Below are 23,691 nucleotides of genomic sequence, written 5' to 3'. Positions count from 1 at the left end.
CCATCAGTGGGAGCCGACGCGGGAGTGCTCCGCGCCAGGATCACAGCTCGTCGATGACGATCTTCTTCATCCGCATGAGCCTGTCGTAGGCGCCGGGCCGCTCGAGGAGCCGGTCCAGGTGCGCGGGCACGATCTGCCAGCTCACCCCGAAGCGATCCTGCGCCCAGCCGCACTGCTCGGCGCGCGGCTCCGACGAGAGCGCCTCCCAGAGCCGATCGATCTCGGCCTGGTCGTCGCATGTCGCCTCGAGCGAAACGCCGCAGTCGAAGCCGAAGTCGACCCCCGAACCGTTGTCCGACGCCATGAACCACTGCTCGCCGATGCGGAACTCGCCGAATGCCAGAGCTTCGCCGCTCGCCTTGCCCGTGGGTTCGCCGTACGGCATACGGTGGCCGATCTCGGAGCCGCCCGGGGTGCCCGCGAACAGCGCGACATAGGCGTCGGCCGCCTGCGCCGCGCTCCCCTGCGCCGCGCCGTCGAACATGAGCGCCGGGATGACGAAGGGGCGCGGGTCGCCGGCCGGGTCGGTCAGCATGAGCTGCCAGTTCACGCCGAATCGATCCTGCACCCAGCCGTAGCGCTTGCTGAACGGGTATTCGCCGAGCGGCATGAGCTCCTTGCCGCCCTCCGCGAGCTCGCGCCAGATGTTGCCGAGGCCGGCACGGGCCGCGGCCTCGTCACCGCCGAACATGAGCGGATCGAAGTTCAGCACGAACGACAGCGACGGCCCGGGGGTGAATTCGTCGCCGGCGTTGATGAGTACGAGACGGTAGCCGTCGATGTCGACGCCCACCGTGAGCGGCTCGCCGGCGAGCGGTCGCTGGAAGTCGAGGAGCCCCGTCTCGGGATATCGCGATTCGATCCTCGACCGGGTGCTCGGCAGTACGGAGGCGTAGAACGCCCCGACCTCTTCGGCGTTCCCGTGACACCAGATGTGCGGTGTGATGCGCTGCTGCCCCATGATCGTTGCCCTTCGTCCGGCCCTCCCTCCAGAGTGGCACGGAATCGCCCGAAACGGCAGAGCCATCGCCGGCGCTCGGAGCGGCCGTTCAGGCAACGGGTCCGGCGCCGTCGCAGGTTCCGGCACCGGCACCGAAGGGAGCTGCAGGCCACGAGGCGCTCGTGCAGAACGCCGGTCGGGGCGCCGGGAATCCCGGCTCCCCCGACCGGCGCCCCTGGCAGCGCATCGGGTCGGCGGGCTACTCGCGCAGGTGCGCGTCGAACGCGGTCTCGGCGGCGGCGACGCCCGCGAGCTTCGCCTCGCTCGCCTCTTCGGCCTTCAGCGTGCGGTCGGCGGCGCGGAAGCGCAGGGCGAAGGTCAACGCCTTCTCGCCCTCGACGATGCCCTGCCCCCGGTAGTCGTCGACGATGCGGGCGCTCTCGAGCAGCTCGCCCGCACCCGCCACCACGACGGCGAGCACGTCTCCGGCGGGAATGTCGGCCGAGACGACGAGCGTCAGATCCTGTGTCGCCGCGGGGTAGCTCGACAGCGGTGCCGGCTGCGGCTCGCGCGGGGCGAGCTCGATCAGACGCTCGAGGTCGAGCTCGAACGCCGCGACGCGGCCCGGCAGGTGGTGCCCCTGTACGAGCTCGGGCAGCAGCTCGCCGGCGACGCCGATGACTTCGAGGCCGCCCTCATCGCCCTCGACGTCGTTCGCGACGCGCACCGAGATCTCCGCGGTTCGGCCGGGGTGGAAGGCGCGATGCGATCCCTGCGCGACCACGATCTCGGCCGAAACGGCGGCAGCGATCGCGCGCACCGCATCGAGCGCGTCGGCCCAGTCAGCTTCGCGTTCCGGTGTGCCCGGCTGCTTCGCGACGGCGTCGCCGAGCAGCAGGCCGGCGGCGCGGCGCGGCTGGTCGGGGATCGACTCGTTCAGTTCGGCGAGCACCTCGTCGTTCGGCAGCTCCGCGAGCGGCGGCACGAAGTCGGTGCCGAGCCGGGATTCCGCCGGCACGAACACCGAACCGAACTCGACGAGCGCGAGATCGGTAACTCCGCGCGACACATTGCGCTGGGCGGCGCCGACGAGGCCCGGCAGCAGTGAACGGCGCATGAACGAGTGCTCGCTGTCGAGCGCGTTCGCGAGGCGGATCGCGGCGATCTGCTCGCCCGGCTCGCCCTCCTCGGCCCCGGCGCCGAAGGCGTCGAGCTGCGCGCGCGACACGAACGGGTAGCTCTGCACCTCGTCGAGACCGGCGGCCGCGATCGAGTTCGCCGCGCGGCGGCGCAGGCGCTGCTCGCGGGTCAGACCGCGACCGGCGGGCGCGACCGGCAGCACTGTCGGGATGCGGTCGTAGCCGACGATGCGGGCGACCTCTTCGACGAGGTCGGCGGCGCGCGACAGGTCCGAGCGCCAGCTCGGCGGCGCGACGAGCAGTTCGCCGTCGGCGCCGTCGGCGACCTCGCAGCCGATCATCGCGATGGCGGAGCGGATCTCGGCCTCGGTGTAGTCGGCACCGGTGAGTCCGTTCACGCGGGCGATCGGCAGCGAAACCTGCTGCGGCTCGCGCGGCGCGACGATCTCGGCGCCGAGCGCGCTCTCGGTGCCGCCGGCGAGCTCCACGAGCAGATCGACCATGCGCTGCGCCGCGGCGCGCGCGACGAGCGGGTCGACGCCGCGCTCGAAGCGCTTCGACGCCTCGCTCGGCAGCTTGTGCCGGCGCGAGGTGCGCGCGATCGACACGGGGTCGAAGGCGGCGGCCTCGATGAGCACGTCGACGGTGCTCTCGCCGACTTCGGTCGACGCCCCGCCCATGACGCCGGCGAGGCCGATCGGGCCGGACTCGTCGACGATCAGCAGATCCTCGGGGTCGAGCGCCCGCTCCTTGCCGTCGAGCGTGACGAGCGTCTCGCCGCTCTGCGCACGGCGCACCGTGATGCCGCCGTCGAGCTTCGCGAGATCGTAGGCGTGCAGCGGCTGGCCGAGTTCGAGCATCACGTAGTTCGAGATGTCGACCGCCAAGGAGAGCGAGCGGATGCCCGCGAGCTGCAGCCGCGCGACCATCCACGGCGGGGTCGGTCGCGACGGGTCGATGCCGGTGACGACGCGGGCGACGAAGCCGGTCGCGCCGACGCGGCCGCGGATCGGCTGCGCGTCCTCGAGCGCGACCGGGAAGCCCTCGGGCGTCGCCGGGGTCACGAGCCCGGCGGGGTCGGTGAAGTCGCGGCCGGTCGAGTGGCCGTACTCGCGCGCGACGCCGCGGATCGAGAAGGCGTAGCCGCGATCGGGCGTGACGTTGATCTCGACCGCGCTGTCGTCCATGCCGAGCAGCGGGAGCGCGAGCGCGCCGACCTCGGGGTCGAGGCCGAGGCGCGAGAGCACGATGATGCCGTCGTGATCCTCGCCGAGCGAGAGCTCGCGCGCCGAGGCCATCATGCCGTCCGAGACGTGGCCGTAGGTCTTGCGCGCCGCGATCTCGAAGCCGCCGGGCAGCACCGAGCCGGGCAGCGTCACCACGACCTTGTCGCCGACCTCGAAGTTGTGCGCGCCGCAGACGATGCCGCGCACGTCGGCTCCCCCGTCGGCGGCCTGCCGGCCCTCGGGCGCGACGCGCACCTGGCACCAGTTGATCGTCTTGCCGTTCGACTGCGGCTCGGGCTCGCGCGACAGCACCTGGCCGACCACGAGGGGCCCGCTCAGATCGAAACGGCGGATGTCCTCCTCCTCGAAGCCGACGCGCACGAGATCGGCGTGCACCGACTCGGGCGTCGTCCCTTCGGGCAGCGCGACGAACTCATTCAACCAGCTCAGCGGAATACGCATCAGACCAGCCCTCCGAACTGACGATTGAAACGGACGTCGCCTTCGACCATGTCGCGCATGTCGTTGAGGTCGTGGCGGAACTGCAGGGTGCGCTCGATACCCATGCCGAAGGCGAACCCCTGGTACTCGTCGGCGTCGATCCCTGCAGCGGCGAGCACCCGCGGGTCGACCATGCCGCAGCCGCCCCACTCGACCCAGCGCGCGCCGCCCTTGGCGTTCGGCTGCCACACGTCCATCTCGGCCGACGGCTCGGTGAACGGGAAGAAGTTCGGGCGCAGGCGGATCTTCGCCGCTTCGCCGAACATCTGGCGGGCGAAGTGCTCGAGCGTGCCGCGCAGGTGGGCCATGGTGAGCCCCTTGTCGATCGCGAGGCCCTCGATCTGCTGGAACACCGGGGTGTGCGTCGCGTCGAGCTCGTCGGTGCGGTAGACCCGGCCCGGGCACACCACGTAGACCGGCAGCTCGCGGCTCAGCAGCGAGCGGATCTGCACCGGCGAGGTGTGGGTGCGCAGAATGAGGTGCCGGTCGGCGGGCTCCACGAAGAAGGTGTCCTGCATCGCGCGCGCCGGATGGTCGGGGTCGAATCCGAGGGCGTCGAAGTTGAACCACTCGTGCTCGAGCTCGGGGCCCTCCGCGATCTCCCAGCCCATGCCGATGAAGATGTCGGCGGCCTCGTCCTGCAGCTGCGCGAGCGGGTGCCGGCTGCCGATGCGGGCGCGCACGGGCGCCCGGGTGACGTCGACGGTCTCGGCGACGAGCCGCTCGGCCGCCTCCTTCGCGATGAGCTCGGCCTCGCGCCCCTTGTAGGCGCCCTCGATGCGGCCGCGGGCCTGGCCCATGAGCTTGCCGGTCGCGGCCTTCTCGTCCTTCGGAACCTGCCGCATCTGCGCGTTGAGCTGCGCGATGGCGGAGGCGTCGCCCGAGTGCTCGGTGCGCGCGGCCTTCAGCTCGGCGACGGTCGCTGCGGAGGCGAATGCGGCGAGCGCGGCCTCGACGGCGGCCTCGACGGCTTCCTGAGTGATCGGATGGGTGCTGGGAGTGTCTGACACGAGGCTCTATCTTACCCGTTCGAGCGCGCGCACGATCTGGCGCACGATCAGCTCGAGGGGCCGCCGATCACCCGCGCTCGCGGCGGCGTCGAGGGCTGCGGCGAGTGCACCGGGTATCACGACGGCGCGTCTGCGCCCATCGACCTCGAGCACCGCCTCGACGCGCTCGGGCGCCTCCGGCCCGGGCGGGGCGCCGTCGTCGAGCGGATCTCCGATGCCGTCGGGGTCCACCGCGGCGAAGCGCACCTCGGTGCCGGGCCGCAACTGGGCCGCGCGGTCGAGGTCGGCGTCGACGACGGTGCCGATGACCGGGTAGCCCCCGGTCGTGGGGTGGTCGGCGAGGAAGACGAGCGGCTGCCCGTTCGGCGGCACCTGGATCGAACCGTGCACCATGCCCTCGCTCGGCAGTTCGCCCGGTTTCGCGCGCTCGAGCGGGGCGCCCGCGAGCCTGAGCCCGATGCGGTTCGAGCGCGAATCGACCTGCCAGCGCTGCGCGGCGAACGAGGCGAGGGCCTCGGGCGTGAACCAATCGTCGCGCGGGCCCGGCACGAAGCGCAGCACGGGGCGCGGGTCGGGTCGCCGCGGGGCGGCAGGGGCAGCTCGGCCCGGGACGGTGGCCGCGGGCCGAGCTGCGGTCGTTTCACCAGGGAGCGCCGGGGCCGGGTCCTCCGCGAGTTCGAAGCGGTCGCCCGACGCGAGGGGCGGCGGCCCGAGTCGCGACAGGCTGTCGTGCGCGGCGCTGCCGAGCACTCGCCGCGCCGCGATGCCTCCGGCGATCGCGAGCACGCCGCGCAGGCCGTGCTCGGGCGCGGCGATGCGCAGGGTCTCCCCGGTTCCGAGCGCGAACGCTGCGCCCCAGGGCGCGTGACGGGCGCCGTCGATGAGCGCGGCGGATTCGGCGCCGTCGAGGGCGATGACGAGCGGCCGCTCCGCCGTGATCGCGAGGCCGCCGTTCAGAAACTCGATCGCGGTCGCGCTCTCGGCGTTGCCGACCGCTCGGTTCGCCCGACGCAGGGCATCGCGGTCGAGCGCGCCCGAGGCGACGACGCCGATCGCGGCGTTGCCGGGCCGGCCGAGATCCTGCAGCAGCGCGAGCATGCCGGTGCACTGCACGGTGCAGGCGGCGGGGGCGTGCAGGTGCTCGTCCGGCTTCGGAGCAGCGGCGTGCTCGGCGGGCCCGGCGGGCGGCGGCGCCTCGGGCGCGATCCGCCCGTCGCGAGCAGGCAGATCGACGCGCTCGCGCACGGCCGTGAACCGGACGGTGTCGCCCGGCGCGATGAGGGCGGGGCGCGGTCTCGACGCGTCCCAGACCGGGGCGTCCGTGCGACCGATCAACCGCCAGCCGCCGGGCGCCTCGGCCGGGTACACGGCCGAGTACTCGCCGGCGAGCGCGACGGAGCCCGCCGGCACGGCGGTGCGCGGCGAATCGAGGCGCGGCACGCGCAAACGTGGGTCGCCGCCGACGAGATAGGCGAAGCCCGGTGCGTAGCCGCCGAAGGCCGCCTGCCAAAGGGTGCGCGTGTGCGCGTCGACGACGGCCTCGCGGCCGAGCCCGGTGAGGCGGGCGACTTCATCGAGGTCTTCGCCGTCGTAGCGCACAGCGATGTCGTGCATGATCGGCCCGCCCGCGCCATCGCCCGGGCGTTCGGCGATGCGGCCCGCTTCCCGCACGCCGGCCTCCGCGCCCGCGCCGGCGACCGCCGCAACGACCGCCCGCACCGCTGCGCGGCTCTCGCAGACGACGAGCACCGTGCGGCTCGCCGGCACGATGTCGATCACTCCCGAGACTCCCAGCTCCCGCACGACGGCCGCGAACTCGAGCACCCGGTCGAGGCCGGGCAGGTCGTAGATGACGGCACGGTCACCGACGGCCCGGTGCTGCGCCGCGGTACAGGTGCTCATGTCAGCCCGATGCCCTGATGCCGACGCCGGCGATGCGCACGCCGGCGGCTTCGATCCCTGCGCGGATGCGGTGCGCCAGCTGCACCGCCTGCGGGTTGTCCCCGTGCAGGCAGATGCTGTCTGCAGCGACTTCGATCTCGGTGCCGTCGATCGCGGCGATGCGCCCCTCGATCGCGATGCGCACCGCCTGGGCGATGGCTGCGTCGGCGGGCAGGATCGCGCCCGGCGCGCCACGCGGGGCGAGCGTGCCGTGCGCCGTGTATCCGCGATCGGCGAAGGCTTCGGAGACGGTGCGCAGTCCGCTCGCGCGCGCGACCCGTTCGGCGACCGAGCCGTGCAACACCATGAGCGGCAGCCCGTCGTCGAGCTCCATGATCGCGCGCACCACGGCCCGCGCCTCGTCCTCTCGCACCGCGATCGCGTTGTAGAGGGCGCCGTGCGGCTTCACGTAGCGCACGCGGTCGCCCACGCTCGCCGCGATGCCCTGCAGTGCGGCGACCTGGTAGATCACCTCGTCGGTGAGCTCGTGCAGGTCGTACTCGATGCGGCGGCGGCCGAACCCGACGAGGTCCCGATAGCCGGGGTGCGCGCCGATCGAGACGCCGCGGCCGGCGGCCAGGCGGCAGACCGTGCGGATTCCGTGCGGGTCGCCCGCATGGAATCCGCAGGCGATGTTCGCGCTCGACACGGCTTCGAGCACGGCGGCATCGTCGCCGACGGAGTAGTGCCCGAACGATTCGCCGAGATCGGCGTTCAGGTCGATGGTGGCGACGTTCGATCCCCCGCCCATGTTCCGCCCTCGCAATTCTTCGGTGCAGCCGAGACCCCCGGCCCCGAACCGCACGACCCTCATTTCGATGCCCGCCCGCCCGCTACGGGCGACCGGGAGCCTGCGTCTCCACACTATCCTCACCGACCCGATCGATAGGATGGCCGCATGAACGGGTCGCGTGCTGTCGTGCGCCCGCGCGGTTCCCTGACGGGCCGGGCGCGGGTCGCAGGCCCCGACCGTTCCGTACGCACCCTGCGCGGCATCGCAGGTTCGATGATCGCTACGCTGTTCGCCGCGACCTCGCACGCGGCCGCGGGCGGCGAGATCACCGGGCTGGCCGTGCTCGTGACCGCGACGCTCTCGCTGCCCTTGTGCGTGCTGCTCGCGGGCCGGGTCGCCTCGCTCTGGCGCCTCGCGGTCGCGGTCGGCGGCTCCCAGTTCCTCTACCACTGGGTCTTCGCGGGCCTCGGCGCCGGTGCCGGCGCCCCTGCGGGCGGCACTCCGATCCCGCTCCACGCCGCGCACCTCGAGGCGCTGCAATCGTTCGCGCCGACCGCGACCCCCGCGGCGGCCGGCACCGCCATGTGGGTCTGGCACGCCGTCGCCGCCGCGCTGACCATCGCGCTCGTGCATCGCGGGGAACGCGCGGCGCTCGCCCTGCTGCGGCTCGTGCGCCGCGCAGCGGTTCCCCGCTTCGACTTCGGCGCCCCGACGGCTCCCCGATGCTCCCGGCCCCGGCTCTCGCCGGCGCCGCCCTCGGCGCTGCGCGACCGTCTGCTCGGCATCGCCGCCATCACGCACCGCGGCCCGCCCTCCGCCGCCCAGAGCATCGCGCTCTGATTCACGATCCCCTCTCTTCCGAGCCGACCCGGCCGCGCTATCGCGCGCGCCCCGGGCGGCATCGACCCGGGCACGCCCGGAGAAACTCAGGACACGCATGACTTCCATCCAGACCCCCCGCCGTTCGCCCCATCCCGCGACCGGCCACTCCGCATCGCATCGTCTTGCGCGCGCCGCGGGCGCGGCCGCGCTCGGCCTCGCCGCGGTCCTCGGCGCCGCCTCCCCCGCGCTCGCTCACGACGAGCTCATCGCGACCGACCTCGTGGCCGACGCCGAGGGCGCCCCGGAGGCCATCGAGCTCCGCTTCAACAACAGCATCGTCGAGGTCGGCACCGAGTTCATCGTGGAGTCGCCCGACGGCGCCGACGCGACCGACGGGCCCGCGCAGGTCGCCGGCCCGGCGGTGACCCAGCCGCTCGCGGCAGACCTCGCGCCGGGCGAGTACCGCGCCGCATGGCGCGTCGTCTCGAGCGACGGCCACCCGATCGACGGCGCATTCGGCCTCGTCGTCGCCGCCGATGGCACCGCCTCCCTCTCCGAGAGCGCTCCCGCGACGGAGAGCTCCGAGGAGCACGGCCACGACGGCGAGACCGCCGATGCCGAGGAGCCTTCGAGCGTACCCGTCGGAGCACTCATCGCCGTCGCCATAGGCGGCGCCGCCGTCATCGCGGGCGGCATCGCCGCAGCGACGGCGGGGCGCAGGCGCCGCGCCCGGGGCATGGCCGCCGATGCGCAGGCCGGCGCGGGCGACGAGCAGGGCGGCCGAGCATGAGCGCGGGCCGTCTCGTACTGACCGGCGCCGCGCTCGCCGCCGCGCTGCTGCTCTCGGCCTGCGGCGGAACGAACGATGCGCAGAGCCCTGCGGCGTCGATGCCGTCCGAGGCGAGCGATGGGTCGCTGCGTCTCGCCTCGGTGTTCATGGCCGACGGCTGGGCGAAAGCTGCAGACACCGGCAGTATGACGGGGCTCTTCGGCACGCTGCACAACGACAGCGACCGGGACCTGACGATCAGCAGCGTCGAGACCTCGGCCTCCGAGAGCGCGGAGCTGCACGAGGTCACCACCGACGGCCGTATGCAGCGCATCGAGGGCGACGTCGTGATCCCTGCCGGGCAGAGCTTCGAGCTGGCTCCCGGCGCGAACCACATCATGCTCATGGGACTCACGAAGCCGCTGCTCGCCGGTGACGACGTCAGAATCACGATCGTCTTCAGTGATGGCGCCGGCATCGACGTCACCGTGCCGGTGAAGGACTACGCTGGCGCGAACGAGAGCTACGACGAGGCCGCCGGCGGGCACAGCGCCGACGCCGGCGATGGCGGGCACTGAGGTCGACCGCCGCACGCTGCTGAAACGCGGGGCACTCGGCATCGGCGCAGCCGGTGCCGGGGCCCTGCTCGGAGCCGGAGGGGCCGTCGGCTCGCGCGCACTGCGCGACGCCGCGGCTCCCCCGGCGCCCGGCGGTGCGGCGACGGCGGATACGGTGGCCTCCACGGGGGCCGGCGGCGACCTCGCCGGTTTCGGCGGCGAGGCCCTCGATTGCCACGGCGAGCACCAGGCCGGGGTCACCACCCGGCCCGCCGCTCATGCGGTCTACGCAGCGTTCGCACTGCTGCCCGAGACCGACGCGGCGGCTCTGGGGCGCTTGCTCCGCGTACTCACCGATGACATCGAGGGGCTGACCTCGGGCGCGGGGCCGCTCGCCGACCCGGAACCCGAGCTCGCGGCACGACCCGCCCGCCTCACGGTGACGGTGGGCGTCGGGTCCGAGTTCGTCGCCCGTGCTGGCGCCGACGTACCCGCTTGGCTCGCTCCCCTGCCCGCGTTCTCGCGCGACCGGCTGAGCGGAGCGTACGACGGCGGCGATCTGCTGCTCATCGTTCAGGCCGACGACCTGCTGCCGGTCTCGCACGCTCTGCGCATGCTGGGCCGCGATCTGGCGGGCTTCGCCCGACCGGTCTGGACCCAGCGCGGCTTCCGCCAGGCGCGGGGTGCCGAGGGCGATGGCGCGACCATGCGCAACCTGATGGGTCAGATCGACGGCACGGTGAACCCGGCTCCGGGCGAGGACGACTTCGACGGGCTCGTCTGGCTCGGGTCCGAGGCCGGGCCGTTCGAGGGAGGCAGCGCCTTCGTACTGCGGCGCATCCGCATGGAGCTCGATGCCTGGGACCGGGTCGATCGGCCGGGCCGGGAGCAGTCGATGGGTCGGCGCCTCGCCGACGGGTCTCCGCTCAGCGCGCCCGCGGAGACCGCGACCGAGCGCACGCCGGTCGACTTCGATGCGAAGAACTCCCTCGGGTTGAGCGCCATCCCGCTCGCGTCGCATATTCGCCGAGCGCACTCGACCGACCCGGTCGAGCGCATATTCCGCCAGGCGATGAACTACGACGACGGGGGCGAATCGGGTCTGCTGTTCGGGTGCTACCAGCGCGATCCGCTGACGCAGTTCGTGCCGATCCAGCAGCGGCTGGACGAGGCCGACCTGATGAACGAGTGGGTGACGCACACGGGTTCGGCGGTCTTCGCGATCCTGCCGGGCTTCCATCGGGGCGAGCGTCTGGGCGATTCGCTCTTCGCAGGCTGAACCGTCCGGCGTTCCATATGCGATCCGCCGGTGATATGCCGCGCACTCATCGGGCGGCGCATCACCGGCGGATCGCATGCGGTGGGGCGGCGGCGGACGAGGCTAGGCGCGCTGGGCGAATGCCGTCTCGTAGAGCAGCACGCTGGCGGCCGTCGCGAGGTTCAGCGACTCGGCCGCCCCGTAGATGGGAAGCTTCAGCGCGCGATCGGTGAGCGCGCGATCGGCCTCAGTGAGGCCGTGCGCCTCGTTGCCGAACACCCAGGCGACGGGGCGCGCGAGTTCGGCGCGCGACTCGACCAGATCATCGCCGTGCACATCGGCGGCATAGCTCGTGAGCCCCGCAGTGCGGGCGATGTCGAGTGCGGCGGCGAGCGAATCCGCCAGGGCGACCGGCAGATGGAACAGCGACCCCGTGGTCGAGCGCACGACCTTCGGGTGGAAGGGATCGATGCTCTCCCCCGCGAACACGACGGCGTCGGCCCCAGCCGCGTCGGCCGCGCGCAGCACGGTACCGGCGTTGCCTGGGTCTCGGATCTCGTGCAGGATCGCCACGAGGCGTGCACCCGCCAGTGCACCTGACAGCGCCGTCTCGGGCATGCGTGCCACCGCGACGACGCCCTGCGGGTGCACCGTGTCGGCCATCGCCGCGAGCACCTCGTCGGTGGCGCGGTCGATGCGCACCCCGGCGTCGGAGGCGAGGCGGTCGATCTCGTGCTGCCACGGCTCGGTTCCCATGGTCGCGTACACGACCTCGGCGAGCTCGGGCCGGTGCGCGAGCAGTTCGCGCACCGCCTGCGGCCCTTCGACGAGGAAGCGCTGCTGCTCCCGGCGATCCTTCTTGCGTGCCAGCGCCGCCGCCCGCTTCACTCGCGGGGCCCGGGGGTTCTCGAGAATCGTGTCGTTCACCCCTCAAGGGTAGCCTGACGCCCCGCGGGGCGGGATCGCGTCGGCCGAAACGCGAGAACCCCGTGGACCCGAAGGCCCGCGGGGTTCTCGAAAAGAGGGAAGACGCTTACGCGGCCTTCGGCGCCGAGGTGTCGGCGGGGAGAGCGTTCTTCGCGACCTCGACGAGCGCTGCGAATGCGGTGGGCTCGTTGGTGGCGAGCTCCGAGAGCATGCGACGGTCGACCTCGACACCGGCGAGCGCGAGGCCCTGGATGAAGCGGTTGTAGGTCAGGCCGTTGGCGCGGGCGCCCGCGTTGATGCGCTGGATCCACAGACGACGGAAGTCGCCCTTCTTCTTGCGGCGGTCGTTGTACGAGTAGACGAGCGAGTGGGTGACCTGCTCCTTCGCCTTGCGGTAGAGGCGCGAACGCTGGCCGCGGTAGCCCTCGGCACGCTCGAGGATGACGCGACGCTTCTTGTGGGCGTTGACGGCCCGCTTTACTCTTGCCATTTCAGTTCTTCCTTAAGAGTTCGTTGTGGGGCCGTGCTCAGTGGCCGAGGAGCTTCATCGCCTGCTTGGCGTCGCCCTTGGCGAGCACCTGCTCGGCGTTCAGTGCACGCTTGCGCTTCGAGGACTTGACCTCGAGGTTGTGGCGCATACCGGCCTGCTGCTTCATGAGCTTGCCGGAGCCGGTCAGCTTGAAGCGCTTCTTGGCCCCCGAGTGGGTCTTCTGCTTGGGCATCGATTTCTCCTTGTTGTGGTGCGCGCCGCACGGGGCGACTGCGTCTTGCGCGACGGGGCGACCGTCGCAGATCTGTGTGGCTCAGGCGTCCTGCGACTTGTCCGCGCGGCGGTTCGCCTTCTCTTCGGCGCGGCGAGCGTTCTGCTCGGCCTTCGCCTCCGACTTGTTCTTCACCGGGGCGATGACCATGACCATGTTGCGGCCGTCGATGCGCGGGTTCGACTCGACGGTGCCGTACTCGACGATGTCCTCGGCGAACTGCTGCAGCAGGCGGACGCCCATCTCGGGGCGCGACTGCTCGCGACCGCGGAACAGGATCATCGCCTTCACCTTGTCGCCCTGCGACAGGAAGCCGATGGCGCGCTTCGTCTTGGTCTCGTAGTCGTGCTTGTCGATCTTCAGACGGAAGCGGACCTCTTTCAGGACCGTGTTCGCCTGGTTGCGGCGGGCTTCCTTCTGCTTCTGGGCGGCCTCGTACTTGTACTTCCCGAAGTCCATGATCTTCGCGACGGGAGGCTTCGAGTTCGGGGCTACCTCGACGAGATCGAGATCTGCATCCGCTGCCAGGCGCAGGGCGGTATCGATCGGGACGACCCCGACCTGCTCGCCACTGGGACCAACCAGTCGCACCTCGGGGACGCGGATTCTGTCATTCGTACGGGGATCGCTGATCGCCGGCTCCTCTGTTCTCATGGTTCGGGCGTTCCGGTGGGAACGACGGACGGAGATCAGGGCCGCGCACGCGCTGCACCCGCACCCTGAAGCTGCCGTGACCGGCGGGGTGCCAACTACCCGGTAACCTTGAAGCTGGAACCGGGTGGGAGAATCTCCTCTTCCGCATCTCGGCAGATCGCCGAGAACCGAAACGATATTAGCACAGTTTTCGTCGCAACAGTCAGGACAACATGAACGAGCACATCGCCGAGCAGCCGACCCTCGATTCCGAGGCGGCCCAGGCCGCACGCGACATCGCCGAGGTGCCGGCGGTCGAGATCATCACCGCCGCGTCGGTCAACCTGCTCAGCGCGGCCGCCATCAAGTGCGGCCTCTCGGACGATCCCGAGAACGAGACCGATCTCGCCGAGGCGCGCAAGCTCATCAACGCGCTCGCGGGCCTCATCACCGCGGCGGCTCCGGAGATCAGCGATTCGCACGCGCGCCCGCTGCGCGACGGCCTGCGTTCGGTGCAGCTCGCGTTCCGCGAGGCCTCGGCGATCCCCGACGAGCCGGGGAAGGGACCCGGTGAAAAATACACCGGGTCGGTGATCTGAAAACCGATCCCGAGACGGAATCGGCACACGCGGCGCGCGAAGCGATGCTTCGCCCCGAGCGCCGAAGTGCCGGCGAGAAGTACACCGGGTCGGCGATCTGACGTTTCTCCCCGCACGGCGACGGCCGGCGACCCCCTCGATCGGAGGGGCCGCCGGCCGTTCTCGTTTCGCGGTCGCTCAGGCCTGCGCGTCGCGCGGCAGCAGCCGGATCGGGCCGCCCTCGCGCGGCTCGCGCCACAGGTCGACTCCCCCGTCGACGAGCAGCTCGTCGATGGCGGTGAGCTCGGCGTCGTCGAACGAGCGGTTCTCGAGCGCCCGCCAGTTCTCGTCGAGCTGGCCGACGCGACTCGCACCGATCACGAGGCTCGTGACGCGATCGTCGCGCAGCGCCCACACGAGCGCCATCTGGGCCAGGCTCTGCCCGCGTGCCGCAGCGATGTCGGCGAGGCCGCGCAGACGGACGCGCAGATCATCGGTCAGCGCGTCCGAGGTGAAGGTGCCGTCGGAAGCGCCGCGCGACCCCTCGGGCACGGCATCGATGTACTTGTTCGTGAGCAGTCCCTGCGCGAGCGCCGTGAAGCCGATCACGCCGAAGCCCTCGGCCGCGGCGGCATCGAGCAGGCCCTCGGTCTCGATCCAGCGGTTGAGCATGCTGTACGAGGGCTGATGGATGGTGACCGGGGTGCCGAGGTCGCGCATCAGCGCGCACAGCTCGCGGCTCGCGGCCGCCGAGTACGACGACATGCCGATGTAGTGGGCGCGACCCGAGCGAACGATGTGATCGAGCGCTCGTGCGGTCTCGTCGAGCGGGGTGCGCGGATCGGGTCGGTGCGTGTAGAAGATGTCGACGTTGTCGAGGCCGAGCCGCTTCAGCGACGCGTCGGCGCTTGCGATGAGGTGCTTGCGGCTGCCGCCCGCACCGTGCGGGCCGGGCCACATGTCCCAGCCTGCCTTCGTCGAGACGACGAGCTCGTCGCGGTGCGCGGCGAGATCCTCGCGCAGGATGCGCCCGAAATTGCTTTCGGCCTGGCCATAGGGCGGGCCGTAGTTGTTCGCGAGGTCGAAGTGGAAGATGCCGCGCTCGTAGGCGCCGAGCACGGTCTCGCGCTGAGACTCGTGCGAGCGGTCGTCGCCGAAGTTCTGCCAGAGGCCCAGCGAGAGCATCGGCAGATGCAGGCCGCTGCGGCCGACGCGACGGAGTGGAGTACGGTCATCATCATTGAGGCTCATGATCCCCGATCCTAGCGGCCCGGGTGCCGCCCGGCCCGGGCGACACGGCCGCCGCGGCGCGCCCTCGGGGCCCCGTGCACCGTGCGAGAATGGCGGGTATGCCTGCACACTCCGACGCCCCGCGAGACGGGCGTCTCGCGCAGATCTCGGCCGGGTTCGGGGACTCCCTGGGCGTCGGCATCGGCATCTTCCCGCTCGGTGTGGCGCTCGGCGTGCTCGTCGTGCAGGCGGGGCTGCCGTGGTGGCTCGCCCCGGCCCTGTCGATCGGCATCTTCGCGGGCTCCGTCGAGCTGCTGCTCGTCAGCCTGCTCGCCGCCGCCACACCGCTCCTCACGATCGCCGCGACGGTCTTCGCCGTCAACTTCCGGCACGTCTTCTATGCGCTCTCGTTCCCGATCGCACGGGTGCGGCCCGGATTGCCCCGTGCCTATTCGACGTATGCGCTGATCGACGAGGCGTACGCGACCTACGTGCTCATGCCGCCCGAGCGGCTCGGCTCGACCCGTATCGTGACCGGTCAGCTCGTGATGCAGGCGTACTGGGTCGCCGGCGGCCTCGTCGGCGTGGCCATCGCGGGCGCCCTTCCGGCGCCGATCGAGGGCTTCGAGTTCGCGCTCGTCGCGCTGTTCGTCGTCATGACCCTCGACGCGGTGCGCAGCCGGCGCGAGATCCCGTCGGTGCTGCTCGCAGGCCTCGCGGTCGGCATCGCCGTGCTCGCCGCCCCCGGTCAGGCGCTGCTCGTCGCGCTCGTCGTCTTCACCGCGCTGCTCGCCGTGCGCTACGCGCTGGGGCGTCGCGGCCGTCGGCCGGCTTCGGAAGCCCCCGGCGGGCCAGCAGGAGGCCCCGATGCCTGAGCACGTGTATCTCATCGCGGCGGTCGCGATATCGGGGATCATCACGCTCGCGCTGCGGGCGCTCCCGTTCGCGGTGCTGAAGCCGCTGCGCAAGTCGCGGTTCGTGCAGGCGCTCGGCCGCTGGATGCCGGCGGGCATCCTGCTGATCCTCTCGGTCGTCGTGCTGCGCGACCAGATGCTCGCGCAGCACGATCGGGTCTGGGCGGTCGTCGTCGCCACCGCCGTCACCGTGGCCGTGCATCTGCTCTGCAAGCGCCGTGCGCTGCTCAGCATCGCCGCCGGCACTGCGAGCTACATCGCGCTCATCAACCTGCTGTAGGCGGGTGTGCGCCCGGCATCGGCGGACGGCCCGAAACGCGCACTGGCGGGAACGACAGCGGTGCCCCGCTCCGGAAGGGAACGGGGCACCGCTGTTCTGGGACGCCTCGGGGCCTGTTAGCCTGCGTCGCCGTCGAGGTCGCCGCCTTCGGGGTAGACATCGATTTCGGCTCGGCGGCCGAGATAGATGCCGCTGGCGATGAGGCCGCCCCACACGATGATCGCCGCGAGGACGAGGAATACGATCGCGATCGGAGTCATCGCGCACCTCCCTGGTGGTCAGATTTCGCTGCTGCAGCGCTGAACGACTTGCCCTTCGCGTCGAGCGCCGGCCACGGCGTGAAGGCGTCGGGGTCGCTCTTCCACGGCAGCGCCGTCAGCACGATGGAGCCGACGATCATGAGGAACACGGAGCCCCAGCCCACGATGAGCAGGTAGATCGGATCGTAGCCCTCGTAGGGGTTCTGGATGAGACTCACGATGGTCACGATCAGCATGTAGCCGAGCACGACCGGGCCGAGCACCGAGACGAAGAACATCCAGGTGCGGCCGACCTTGAAGGTCGACAGCGAGCTGAGGTGGCCGCTGAGCTCGCCGCCCGCGCGGCGCACCCAGAGCACGATGACGGTCATGGCGACCGCGGAGCCCACGATGCCGATGTTGTTCGCCCAGTTGTCGATGGTGTCGAGCGCGATCAGGCCGGAGGTCGTACCGAACAGGATGATCGAGATGATCGCGAGGATGCCGCCGAGGCCGTAAGCGGCCTTCTTGCGGCTGATGCCGAACTTATCGATGACGCCGGCGAAGACGACCTCGAGGATCGAGATCAGCGAAGTGAGCGCGGCGAGGGTCAACGAGCCGAAGAACAGGAGGCCGAAGAACGGGCCGCCCGGCATCTCGGCCGCGATCGCCGGGAAGGTCATGAACGCCAGTCCGACGCCCGTGAGGCCTTCGAGCTGGTCGATCGCGATGCCCTGCTGGTAGGCGAAGAAGCCGAGGGTCGCGAACACGCCGATGCCGGCGAGGATCTCGAACGAGGAGTTCGCGAAGGCGACCACGAGGCCCGGGGTCGTCATGTTCGACTTGCGCTTGCGGTACGACGCGTAGGTCATCATGATGCCGAACGCGACCGACAGCGAGAAGAAGATCTGGCTGTACGCGGCCACCCACACGGCCGGGTCGGCGAGCGCGGCGAAGTCGGGGGTGAACAGCGCGTTCAGGCCATCGGCGGCGCCGGGCAGGAAGAGGGCGCGCACGACGAGGGCGACGAAGCCGATGACGAGCAGCGGCATCGCGATCAGGTTGATGCGCTGCACGCCCTTGACCACGCCGGCGCCGAGCACGAAGAGGGTGATGATCCACATGAGGATCAGCGGGATCAGCACGCCCGGCACGAACTCCATCGTGAAGGGCGCATCCGAAAGCTTGAGGTATTCGCCGACGAAGAAGCCGGTCGCGTCGTCGCCCCACTTCAGATCGAACGAGAAGACGAAGTAGCTGGCGGCCCATGCGAGCACCGCGGTGTAGTAGATCGCGATGAAGACGCAGATCAGCACTTGGAACCAGCCGAGGCCCTCGCCGAGCTTGCCCGCGAGGCGGCGCATCGCGAGCGGGGCCGAACCGCGGAAGCGGTGGCCGATCGCGTAGTCGAGGAAGAGGATCGGGATGCCCGCGGTGAGCAGTGCGACGATGTACGGGATCAGGAAGGCCCCGCCGCCGTTCTCGTACGCGACTCCGGGGAATCTCCAAATATTTCCGAGGCCGACTGCGGATCCGATCGCCGAGATGATGAATCCGATTTGGCCTGTCCACTCAGCACGCGGTGGCGCACTCTGAACAACAGTGTTCTGGCTCACGCTGTTTCGCTCCTATCGCAAAATTCGTACTCGGAAGAGCGTAGCACCGTGCAGCAAATTCCCAGCACTCATCCTTGACTTTGTACGGATCAGCTGAAAATGATACGAGATCTACTGGGCGTTCGATGGACGCACGCGCATGGAATCGACATGCTCCGCAATCGTCTCCGATGCGGCCCAGCGCTGCTGCAGCCGCACGAGGAGTGCCTGCATGCCAGCGCCGTCCGTGCCCGGCGCGAGCAGCAGATGCACATCGACCTCTGCCTGCAGCAACCGCGCCTCGGGGTCGCCCGGGAGCAGCGCGAGCGCGTCGAGCCCGGGGTCGCTCGATACCGAGACGAACGCCGCCCGCACCGCGGGGTCGGCCCAGGCCGGGAGCCTCCGCTCGCCGAGCGCCATCGCGCGCAGGGAGGGCCGGCGCACCCCGAACTCCTGATCGGCGGAGCCCGGATCGACGATGACGAGGTCGGTCTCCTCCTGCGCCGCGGCGACCGCGAGCTGCGGAGCGGGCACCGGGATCGGCCGGGCCTCCGGGTTCCAGCGGCGCATGGCATCGGTGGAGCTGAACGCCGGCATCACCGTGCGCCCGTCGGGGCCCGCGACGGTGACGATGGAGAGCTCCTGCGATTTCTCGACGACGCGCCCCTCGGGAGTGATGCCGGTGTCCCCGGCCTCGGCGAGCAGCGGCACCAGCAGCCTGACCTTCGAGATCTCCTGCAGCGCGGTCGCGTGCGCCTCGCCGAGCGCGTGCAGAGCGCCGGCCTGCTCCCCCGGCCCGGCCTGCACGAAAGCCTGCGCGGTCCGGCGCAGGGCCGCGACGGCTTCGGCGTACGCTGCGGGCGTCGAGCCGTCATCGTCGGCAAAGGCCGAACCATGATGGTCGAACGTGCGCCCTTCCCAGGGGAAGCCCGCCGAATCCGCCGAACCGCCCGGGACGAGGCTCGTCGGAACTCCGGTCGAGCGCGGGGCGTCGCCGGTGGAGGGGAGCTTCTTGATCGCCAAGGCGCTAGCGCCCCGCGACGTCCAGCGCGGCCGGGAGGGAGAAGGCGCCGTCGTAGAGCGCCTTGCCGATGATCGCGCCTTCGATGCCGAGCGGAACGACCTCTCGCAGCGCTGCCAGGTCATCGAGGCTCGAGATGCCGCCGGAGGCGATGACCGGGCGCGACGTGCGGCTGCACACCTGGCGCAGCAGCTCGACGTTCGGGCCGCGCATCATGCCGTCCTTCGTGACGTCGGTGACGACGTAGCGCGGGCACGCGGCTTCTTCGAGCCGTGCGAGCACGTCCCAGAGGTTGCCGCCGTCCTCGGTCCATCCGCGGGCGGCGAGGGTCTCGCCGCGAACGTCGAGTCCGACCGCGATCTGCTCGCCGTAGCGGGCGATCACCGCATGCGTCCATTCGGGGTTCTCGAGAGCGGCCGTACCGAGGTTCACGCGCCGCGCCCCCATTTCGAGCGCGGCTTCGAGGCTCGCGTCGTCGCGGATGCCGCCCGAGAATTCGATGTTCACCCGGCCGCCCGTGCGCTTGATGATCTTGCGTGCGACGGCCACGTTGCTCCCACGGCCGAACGCCGCGTCGAGGTCGACGAGGTGGATCCACTCGGCGCCCTGCTCGACCCAGTCGAGAGCGGCGTCGACGGGGCTGCCGTAGTTCTTCTCGGTGCCGGCCTCGCCCTGCGTGAGGCGAACGGCCTTGCCGTCGACCATATCGATGGCCGGCAGCAGCTGCAGCTTCGGGCCTTCGGCCAGTTCAGTCATGATGTGTGTTCGCTCCTTAGCGAGTCGCGTCGATTCGGAAATCCCGAGATCCAGTTGCGCAGCAGCCGGATACCGGCTTCGCCTGATTTCTCGGGGTGGAACTGGGTGGCGGTGAGGGGGCCGTTCTCGACGGCGGCGATGAACTTCTCGCCGTGCTCGGCCCAGGTGACGAGCGGCCGCACGGACGCGCCGCGGCCCTCGATCGTCCACTCCGTCGCCGCATTGCTGTGCACGAAGTAGAAGCGCTCGTCGGCGATGCCGTCGAAGAGCCGCGACCCCGCAGGGGCCTGCACCGTGCTCCAGCCCATGTGGGGCAGCACTTCGGCGCGGAGTTCGCGCACGGTTCCGGGCCACTGGCCGAGGCCGTCCGATTCGCGCCCGCGCTCGATACCGCGCTCGAACATCACCTGCTCCCCGACGCAGATCCCGAGCACCGGCCGCCCGCCGGCGAGCCGCCGGTCGATGAGCTCGTCGCCGCGCACCTCGCGGAGCTGCCGGATCACGGCGTCGAAGGCGCCGACGCCGGGAACGAGCAGCCCGTCCGCCTCGGCGACGGCCTTCGGGTCGCGTGTGAGGAGCGGCTCGGCACCGGCCTTCGCGAGGGCCTTCAGCACCGAGTGGACGTTGCCCGAACCGTAATCGAGCACGGCGACGCGTGCTCCGGTCACAGAGCGCCCTTCGTGGAGGGAATGCCGCTCTCGAGGGGGTCGACGGACTTCGCAGTGCGGAACGCGCGCGCGAACGCCTTGAACTCCGCCTCGGCGATGTGGTGCGGGTCGCGCCCCTCGACGAGCTTCAGGTGTACCGTGAGACGCGCGTTCAGCACGAGGGCCTCGAAGAAGTGGCGCACCATCGAACCGGTGAAGTGGCCGCCGATGAGGTGGAATTCGAAGCCCGCGGGCTCGCCCGAGTGCACGAGGTACGGCCGGCCCGAGATATCGACGACGGCCTGCGCGAGCGACTCGTCGAGCGGCACCGCCGCATCGCCGTACCGCATGATGCCGCGCTTGTCGCCGAGCGCCTCGAGGATCGCCTGGCCGAGCAGGATGCCCGTGTCCTCGACGGTGTGATGGACGTCGATATGCACGTCTCCCTGCGCGCGCACCGCGAGGTCGGTGCGCGAATGCTTGGCGAACGCCGTCAGCATGTGGTCGAAGAACGGGACGCCGGTGTCGATATCCGAGACTCCGGTGCCGTCGAGATCGATGCTGAGGGAGATCTGCGACTCGCTGGTCGAGCGCTCGATCGAGACGGTGCGTGCAGCTGATGTCATGGGCAACAGTCTAGTGCGACGGGGCGCGACGATGCCTCGGAGCGGCAGCGCGGGACCCGGATCGAAACGCCGGAGGGCTGCACTACCGTTCGAGCCGCGAGATCGCGTCGATCAGCGCGCTCGTCTCGGTCTCGGTGCCGACCGTGAGCCGCAGGTGCCCGTCGATGCCGAGGTTGCGGATCAGGATGCCTTGGGAGAACAGCGTCTCGAACACCGCGTCGGGGTCGTCGAAGCCGCCCACGAGGAGGAAGTTCGCGCCCGACGGGTGCACGCGGTAGCCGAACTCGGTGAGGGCCGCGGCGAGGCGTTCGCGCTGCTCGCGGATGTCGGCGACCGTGGCGAGCATCTCGCCCGAATGGCGGATCGCCGCGGTGGCGGCCGCCTGCGTCAGGGCCGAGAGGTGGTAGGGCAGACGCACGAGGCGCAGCGCGTCGATCACCGCAGGATCCGCGGCGAGGTAGCCGAGCCGCACCCCAGCGAACGCGAACGCCTTGCTCATGGTGCGCGACACCAGCAGTCGGTGACGCCCCGGCAGCAGCGTGATGGCGCTCTCGCCGCGGTCGTCGAACTCGCGGTACGCCTCGTCGACGATGAGCATGCCGTCGAAGGCGTCGTAGGCGGCGCGCACGGTGTCGATATCGAGGCGGGTTCCGGTCGGGTTGTTCGGGCCGCAGATGATCGCGATGTCGGGCCGTTGCTCGCGCAGAGTCTCGGCCACGAACTCGGGCGTCAGCGCATACCCCTCGGGGCGCTCGATCGGCACCCAGGCGGTGTCGGTGCCCGACGCGAGCAGGGGGTACATGGAATAGGTCGGGGTGAAGCTCAGCAGCGACCGGCCCGGGCCGCCGAAGGCCTGGAGGATCTGCTGCAGCACCTCGTTCGAGCCGTTCGCGGCCCAGAGCTGCTCCGAGGCCAGCCCGTGACCGAGGTACCCGGCGAGCGCATCGCGGAGTTCGGTGAACTCGCGGTCGGGGTAGCGGTTCACCGAGCGGACCGCTCGAGCGAGCGATTCGGCGATGTCGGCGACCACGGCCTCCGGCAGCGGATGGGTGTTCTCATTGACGTTCAGGCTGATCGGCACCGGATCCTGGGGGGCGCCGTACGGCGCCTTGCCGACGAGCGTGCTGCGGAGCGGGAGGTCACTGAGACTGGTCACCCTCACCATTCTAGGGTCGACCCGCGCTCACTCCGCCGAGTCCACGGGGAAGCCGAGCTCGGCGCCGGAGACGACCGAGGCGGAGTGCGCGTAGCGCAGCGGCACGGCGATCGCCTCGCCGGCCTGGACGCCGGACCCCTGGAGCTGGTTGAGCTGCACGATCTCGGCGACGAGATCGCGCGGATCCTGCGTCGGGTCGAGTTCGGTCGCGAGCGACCAGAGGGTTGCGCCCGGCTGCACCACGACGTACTGGAACTCCGCATCGCCGGCGGCGTTCGACGCCTGCGCCTCGGGGGCCGCGAATGCCGCGACGAAGGCCAGCAGCGCCGCCACCAGCACCGTCGCGAACGAACCGAACACGACCCGGCCGCGCCGGGTCAGGCGGAGCTTGGGGGCCTCGTGCGAGATCACTGCGCTCATGTCTGGGTTCCTTCCTGGTGCATCCGCCTACGCGAACATCTGTTTCGAATATATCTTCGAACGATCGAAAACGCAACGATTCTTCGAATACGTGTTCCGATCGCCTTTCGCGACACTCGAACATATGTTTGCCAGTGATCGAGCGGGGCCGCTAGGGTTTCGAAGCAACGGGATCACTGAAACAGCACCCACTGACATTCACGGTCCCGCCGCCAGTCCCGTCGATCGGCGCAGGCATTCCCGCAACGGAAGGATCGCGATGAGCACCTCGGATACGCCGCCGCAGGGTCGCAGGCTGAGCGAGAAGCAGCAGGCGATCCTGGAGTACATCTGCCGCACCGTCGAGTCCCAGGGCTACCCGCCGAGCATGCGCGAGATCGGCGACGCCGTCGGCCTCTCGTCGCTGTCGAGCGTGACCCATCAGTTGAGCCGCCTCGAGCTCGCGGGGTATATCCGCCGCGACCCGAACCGGCCCCGCGCGCTCGAGATCCTCATCGAACTCGCGAGCACGAGCTCGGCCATCGCCGATGCGCCGTCGCAGCAGGCGGAGGAGGCGGCGTACGTGCCCCTCGTCGGTCAGATCGCCGCCGGTGTGCCGATCACCGCCGAGCAGCAGGTCGAAGAGCTCGTACCGCTGCCCCGGTCGCTCGTCGGCGACGGGCAGCTGTTCATGCTGAAGGTGGTCGGCGATTCCATGATCGACGCCGCGATCTGCGACGGCGACTTCGTGGTCGTCCGGCAGCAGCGCGAGGCCGAGAACGGCGACATCGTCGCGGCGATGCTCGACGGCGAGGCGACGGTGAAGGTGTTCCGCCGCCGGGACGGCCATACCTGGCTGCTCCCCCGCAATAGCGCGTTCGAGCCGATCCTCGGCGACTACGCCGAGGTGCTCGGCAAGGTCGTCGCGGTATTCCGCTCGGTCTGATCGCTCCTCGGCCCCTGCACGGCGCGTCGGGCGATGTCTCCGGCCGCGCGACCCGGGGCCTCGCCCGACGGGAAGGCCGGGGTCGGT

General features: G+C 70.8%; 26 protein-coding genes. 8 read left to right on the top strand and 18 right to left on the bottom strand.

All coding sequences use genetic code 11. The features are described 5' to 3' along the window. Positions 1-40 precede the first annotated feature (40 nt). The 5 genes from ACUYTF_RS09785 to ACUYTF_RS09765 all read right to left on the bottom strand — a co-directional run bounded on the left by ACUYTF_RS09785 (position 41) and on the right by ACUYTF_RS09765 (position 7,508). Positions 41-961, bottom strand: a complete 921-nt coding sequence (locus tag ACUYTF_RS09785) for a VOC family protein (RefSeq protein WP_449279667.1) — start codon at positions 959-961, stop codon at positions 41-43. Between the two features lie 238 nt (positions 962-1,199). Then, entirely contained in the window at positions 1,200-3,767 is a 2,568-nt protein-coding gene (gene pheT / locus ACUYTF_RS09780; RefSeq protein ID WP_449279666.1) for a phenylalanine--tRNA ligase subunit beta, read from the bottom strand. Further along, on the bottom strand, positions 3,767-4,816 hold the full coding sequence (gene pheS, locus ACUYTF_RS09775; RefSeq protein ID WP_449279665.1) for a phenylalanine--tRNA ligase subunit alpha: 1,050 nt from the start codon (positions 4,814-4,816) through the stop codon (positions 3,767-3,769). The genes pheT and pheS overlap by 1 nt, the downstream gene beginning before the upstream one ends. Positions 4,817-4,822: 6 nt before the next feature. Beyond that, positions 4,823-6,718, bottom strand: coding sequence for a 5-oxoprolinase subunit B/C family protein (locus tag ACUYTF_RS09770; RefSeq protein WP_449279664.1), 1,896 nt, complete (start codon positions 6,716-6,718; stop codon positions 4,823-4,825). 1 nt (position 6,719) lies between these two features. Continuing rightward, positions 6,720-7,508 (bottom strand): LamB/YcsF family protein, encoded by a 789-nt coding sequence (locus ACUYTF_RS09765; protein WP_449279663.1) that lies wholly within the window; start codon positions 7,506-7,508, stop codon positions 6,720-6,722. 147 nt (positions 7,509-7,655) lie between these two features. Between ACUYTF_RS09765 and ACUYTF_RS09760 the strand changes: the two genes are divergently transcribed. The 4 genes from ACUYTF_RS09760 to ACUYTF_RS09745 all read left to right on the top strand — a co-directional run bounded on the left by ACUYTF_RS09760 (position 7,656) and on the right by ACUYTF_RS09745 (position 10,917). After that, positions 7,656-8,330 carry a hypothetical protein gene (locus ACUYTF_RS09760; protein WP_434142664.1) on the top strand — a complete coding sequence of 225 codons (675 nt, stop codon included), beginning with the start codon at positions 7,656-7,658 and terminating at the stop codon, positions 8,328-8,330. A 97-nt stretch (positions 8,331-8,427) separates the two neighbouring features. Continuing rightward, positions 8,428-9,102 carry a copper resistance protein CopC gene (locus ACUYTF_RS09755; RefSeq protein ID WP_434142663.1) on the top strand — a complete coding sequence of 225 codons (675 nt, stop codon included), beginning with the start codon at positions 8,428-8,430 and terminating at the stop codon, positions 9,100-9,102. Beyond that, positions 9,099-9,659, top strand: a complete 561-nt coding sequence (locus ACUYTF_RS09750) for a copper chaperone PCu(A)C (RefSeq protein ID WP_434142662.1) — start codon at positions 9,099-9,101, stop codon at positions 9,657-9,659. The genes ACUYTF_RS09755 and ACUYTF_RS09750 overlap by 4 nt, the downstream gene beginning before the upstream one ends. Next, positions 9,646-10,917, top strand: a complete 1,272-nt coding sequence (locus tag ACUYTF_RS09745; protein WP_434142661.1) for a Dyp-type peroxidase — start codon at positions 9,646-9,648, stop codon at positions 10,915-10,917. Before ACUYTF_RS09750 ends, ACUYTF_RS09745 begins: the two co-directional genes overlap by 14 nt. A 102-nt stretch (positions 10,918-11,019) precedes the next feature. Here ACUYTF_RS09745 and ACUYTF_RS09740 read toward each other — a convergent pair whose 3' ends face one another. The 4 genes from ACUYTF_RS09740 to infC form a co-directional block, all read right to left on the bottom strand. Continuing rightward, entirely contained in the window at positions 11,020-11,823 is an 804-nt protein-coding gene (locus ACUYTF_RS09740; protein WP_434142659.1) for a TrmH family RNA methyltransferase, read from the bottom strand. 106 nt (positions 11,824-11,929) lie between these two features. Next, the gene (gene rplT / locus ACUYTF_RS09735; protein WP_434142658.1) at positions 11,930-12,313 is read right to left on the bottom strand and encodes a 50S ribosomal protein L20; all 384 of its coding nucleotides are present in this window, start codon (positions 12,311-12,313) and stop codon (positions 11,930-11,932) included. 37 nt (positions 12,314-12,350) lie between these two features. Beyond that, positions 12,351-12,545: a 50S ribosomal protein L35 gene (gene rpmI, locus ACUYTF_RS09730; protein WP_434142657.1), complete on the bottom strand. Its 195-nt coding sequence runs from the start codon at positions 12,543-12,545 to the stop codon at positions 12,351-12,353. Between the two features lie 81 nt (positions 12,546-12,626). Further along, positions 12,627-13,238, bottom strand: a complete 612-nt coding sequence (infC, locus tag ACUYTF_RS09725; protein WP_434142655.1) for a translation initiation factor IF-3 — start codon at positions 13,236-13,238, stop codon at positions 12,627-12,629. A 212-nt stretch (positions 13,239-13,450) separates the two neighbouring features. Between infC and ACUYTF_RS09720 the strand changes: the two genes are divergently transcribed. Continuing rightward, positions 13,451-13,816: a DUF1844 domain-containing protein gene (locus ACUYTF_RS09720; protein ID WP_434142653.1), complete on the top strand. Its 366-nt coding sequence runs from the start codon at positions 13,451-13,453 to the stop codon at positions 13,814-13,816. A 177-nt stretch (positions 13,817-13,993) separates the two neighbouring features. Here ACUYTF_RS09720 and ACUYTF_RS09715 read toward each other — a convergent pair whose 3' ends face one another. Beyond that, positions 13,994-15,046 carry an aldo/keto reductase gene (locus ACUYTF_RS09715; RefSeq protein WP_434142652.1) on the bottom strand — a complete coding sequence of 351 codons (1,053 nt, stop codon included), beginning with the start codon at positions 15,044-15,046 and terminating at the stop codon, positions 13,994-13,996. A 98-nt stretch (positions 15,047-15,144) separates the two neighbouring features. On the opposite strand from ACUYTF_RS09715, the gene ACUYTF_RS09710 reads away from it, so the two are divergent. Both ACUYTF_RS09710 and ACUYTF_RS09705 read left to right on the top strand, forming a co-directional pair. Continuing rightward, on the top strand, positions 15,145-15,900 hold the full coding sequence (locus ACUYTF_RS09710; RefSeq protein WP_434142651.1) for an AzlC family ABC transporter permease: 756 nt from the start codon (positions 15,145-15,147) through the stop codon (positions 15,898-15,900). Then, positions 15,893-16,219 carry a branched-chain amino acid transporter permease gene (locus ACUYTF_RS09705; protein WP_434142650.1) on the top strand — a complete coding sequence of 109 codons (327 nt, stop codon included), beginning with the start codon at positions 15,893-15,895 and terminating at the stop codon, positions 16,217-16,219. The genes ACUYTF_RS09710 and ACUYTF_RS09705 overlap by 8 nt, the downstream gene beginning before the upstream one ends. A gap of 116 nt (positions 16,220-16,335) precedes the next feature. Here ACUYTF_RS09705 and ACUYTF_RS09700 read toward each other — a convergent pair whose 3' ends face one another. The 8 genes from ACUYTF_RS09700 to ACUYTF_RS09665 all read right to left on the bottom strand — a co-directional run bounded on the left by ACUYTF_RS09700 (position 16,336) and on the right by ACUYTF_RS09665 (position 22,679). Continuing rightward, positions 16,336-16,479, bottom strand: coding sequence for a MetS family NSS transporter small subunit (locus ACUYTF_RS09700; protein WP_434142648.1), 144 nt, complete (start codon positions 16,477-16,479; stop codon positions 16,336-16,338). After that, complete coding sequence (locus ACUYTF_RS09695) at positions 16,476-18,074, bottom strand: sodium-dependent transporter (RefSeq protein ID WP_434142647.1); 1,599 nt, start codon at positions 18,072-18,074, stop codon at positions 16,476-16,478. The genes ACUYTF_RS09700 and ACUYTF_RS09695 overlap by 4 nt, the downstream gene beginning before the upstream one ends. A gap of 111 nt (positions 18,075-18,185) precedes the next feature. Then, positions 18,186-19,076, bottom strand: coding sequence for an SseB family protein (locus ACUYTF_RS09690; RefSeq protein ID WP_434142646.1), 891 nt, complete (start codon positions 19,074-19,076; stop codon positions 18,186-18,188). 4 nt (positions 19,077-19,080) lie between these two features. Continuing rightward, on the bottom strand, positions 19,081-19,830 hold the full coding sequence (gene priA, locus ACUYTF_RS09685; RefSeq protein WP_434142645.1) for a bifunctional 1-(5-phosphoribosyl)-5-((5-phosphoribosylamino)methylideneamino)imidazole-4-carboxamide isomerase/phosphoribosylanthranilate isomerase PriA: 750 nt from the start codon (positions 19,828-19,830) through the stop codon (positions 19,081-19,083). Then, positions 19,827-20,498, bottom strand: a complete 672-nt coding sequence (gene hisH / locus ACUYTF_RS09680; RefSeq protein WP_434142644.1) for an imidazole glycerol phosphate synthase subunit HisH — start codon at positions 20,496-20,498, stop codon at positions 19,827-19,829. Before hisH ends, priA begins: the two co-directional genes overlap by 4 nt. Continuing rightward, a complete protein-coding gene (gene hisB / locus ACUYTF_RS09675) occupies positions 20,495-21,103 on the bottom strand; it encodes an imidazoleglycerol-phosphate dehydratase HisB (RefSeq protein WP_434142642.1) in 609 nt (202 codons plus the stop codon). Before hisB ends, hisH begins: the two co-directional genes overlap by 4 nt. Before the next feature lie 82 nt (positions 21,104-21,185). After that, a complete protein-coding gene (locus ACUYTF_RS09670) occupies positions 21,186-22,268 on the bottom strand; it encodes a histidinol-phosphate transaminase (RefSeq protein ID WP_434142641.1) in 1,083 nt (360 codons plus the stop codon). An 18-nt stretch (positions 22,269-22,286) separates the two neighbouring features. Then, positions 22,287-22,679 carry a hypothetical protein gene (locus ACUYTF_RS09665; RefSeq protein ID WP_434142640.1) on the bottom strand — a complete coding sequence of 131 codons (393 nt, stop codon included), beginning with the start codon at positions 22,677-22,679 and terminating at the stop codon, positions 22,287-22,289. A 259-nt stretch (positions 22,680-22,938) separates the two neighbouring features. Between ACUYTF_RS09665 and lexA the strand changes: the two genes are divergently transcribed. Further along, positions 22,939-23,604: a transcriptional repressor LexA gene (lexA, locus tag ACUYTF_RS09660; protein ID WP_434142639.1), complete on the top strand. Its 666-nt coding sequence runs from the start codon at positions 22,939-22,941 to the stop codon at positions 23,602-23,604. The last annotated feature ends 87 nt before the right edge of the window (positions 23,605-23,691 follow it).

This window comes from Leucobacter sp. GX0328, assembly GCF_053567315.1.
This window is presented reverse-complemented; position numbering and strand designations above follow the sequence as displayed.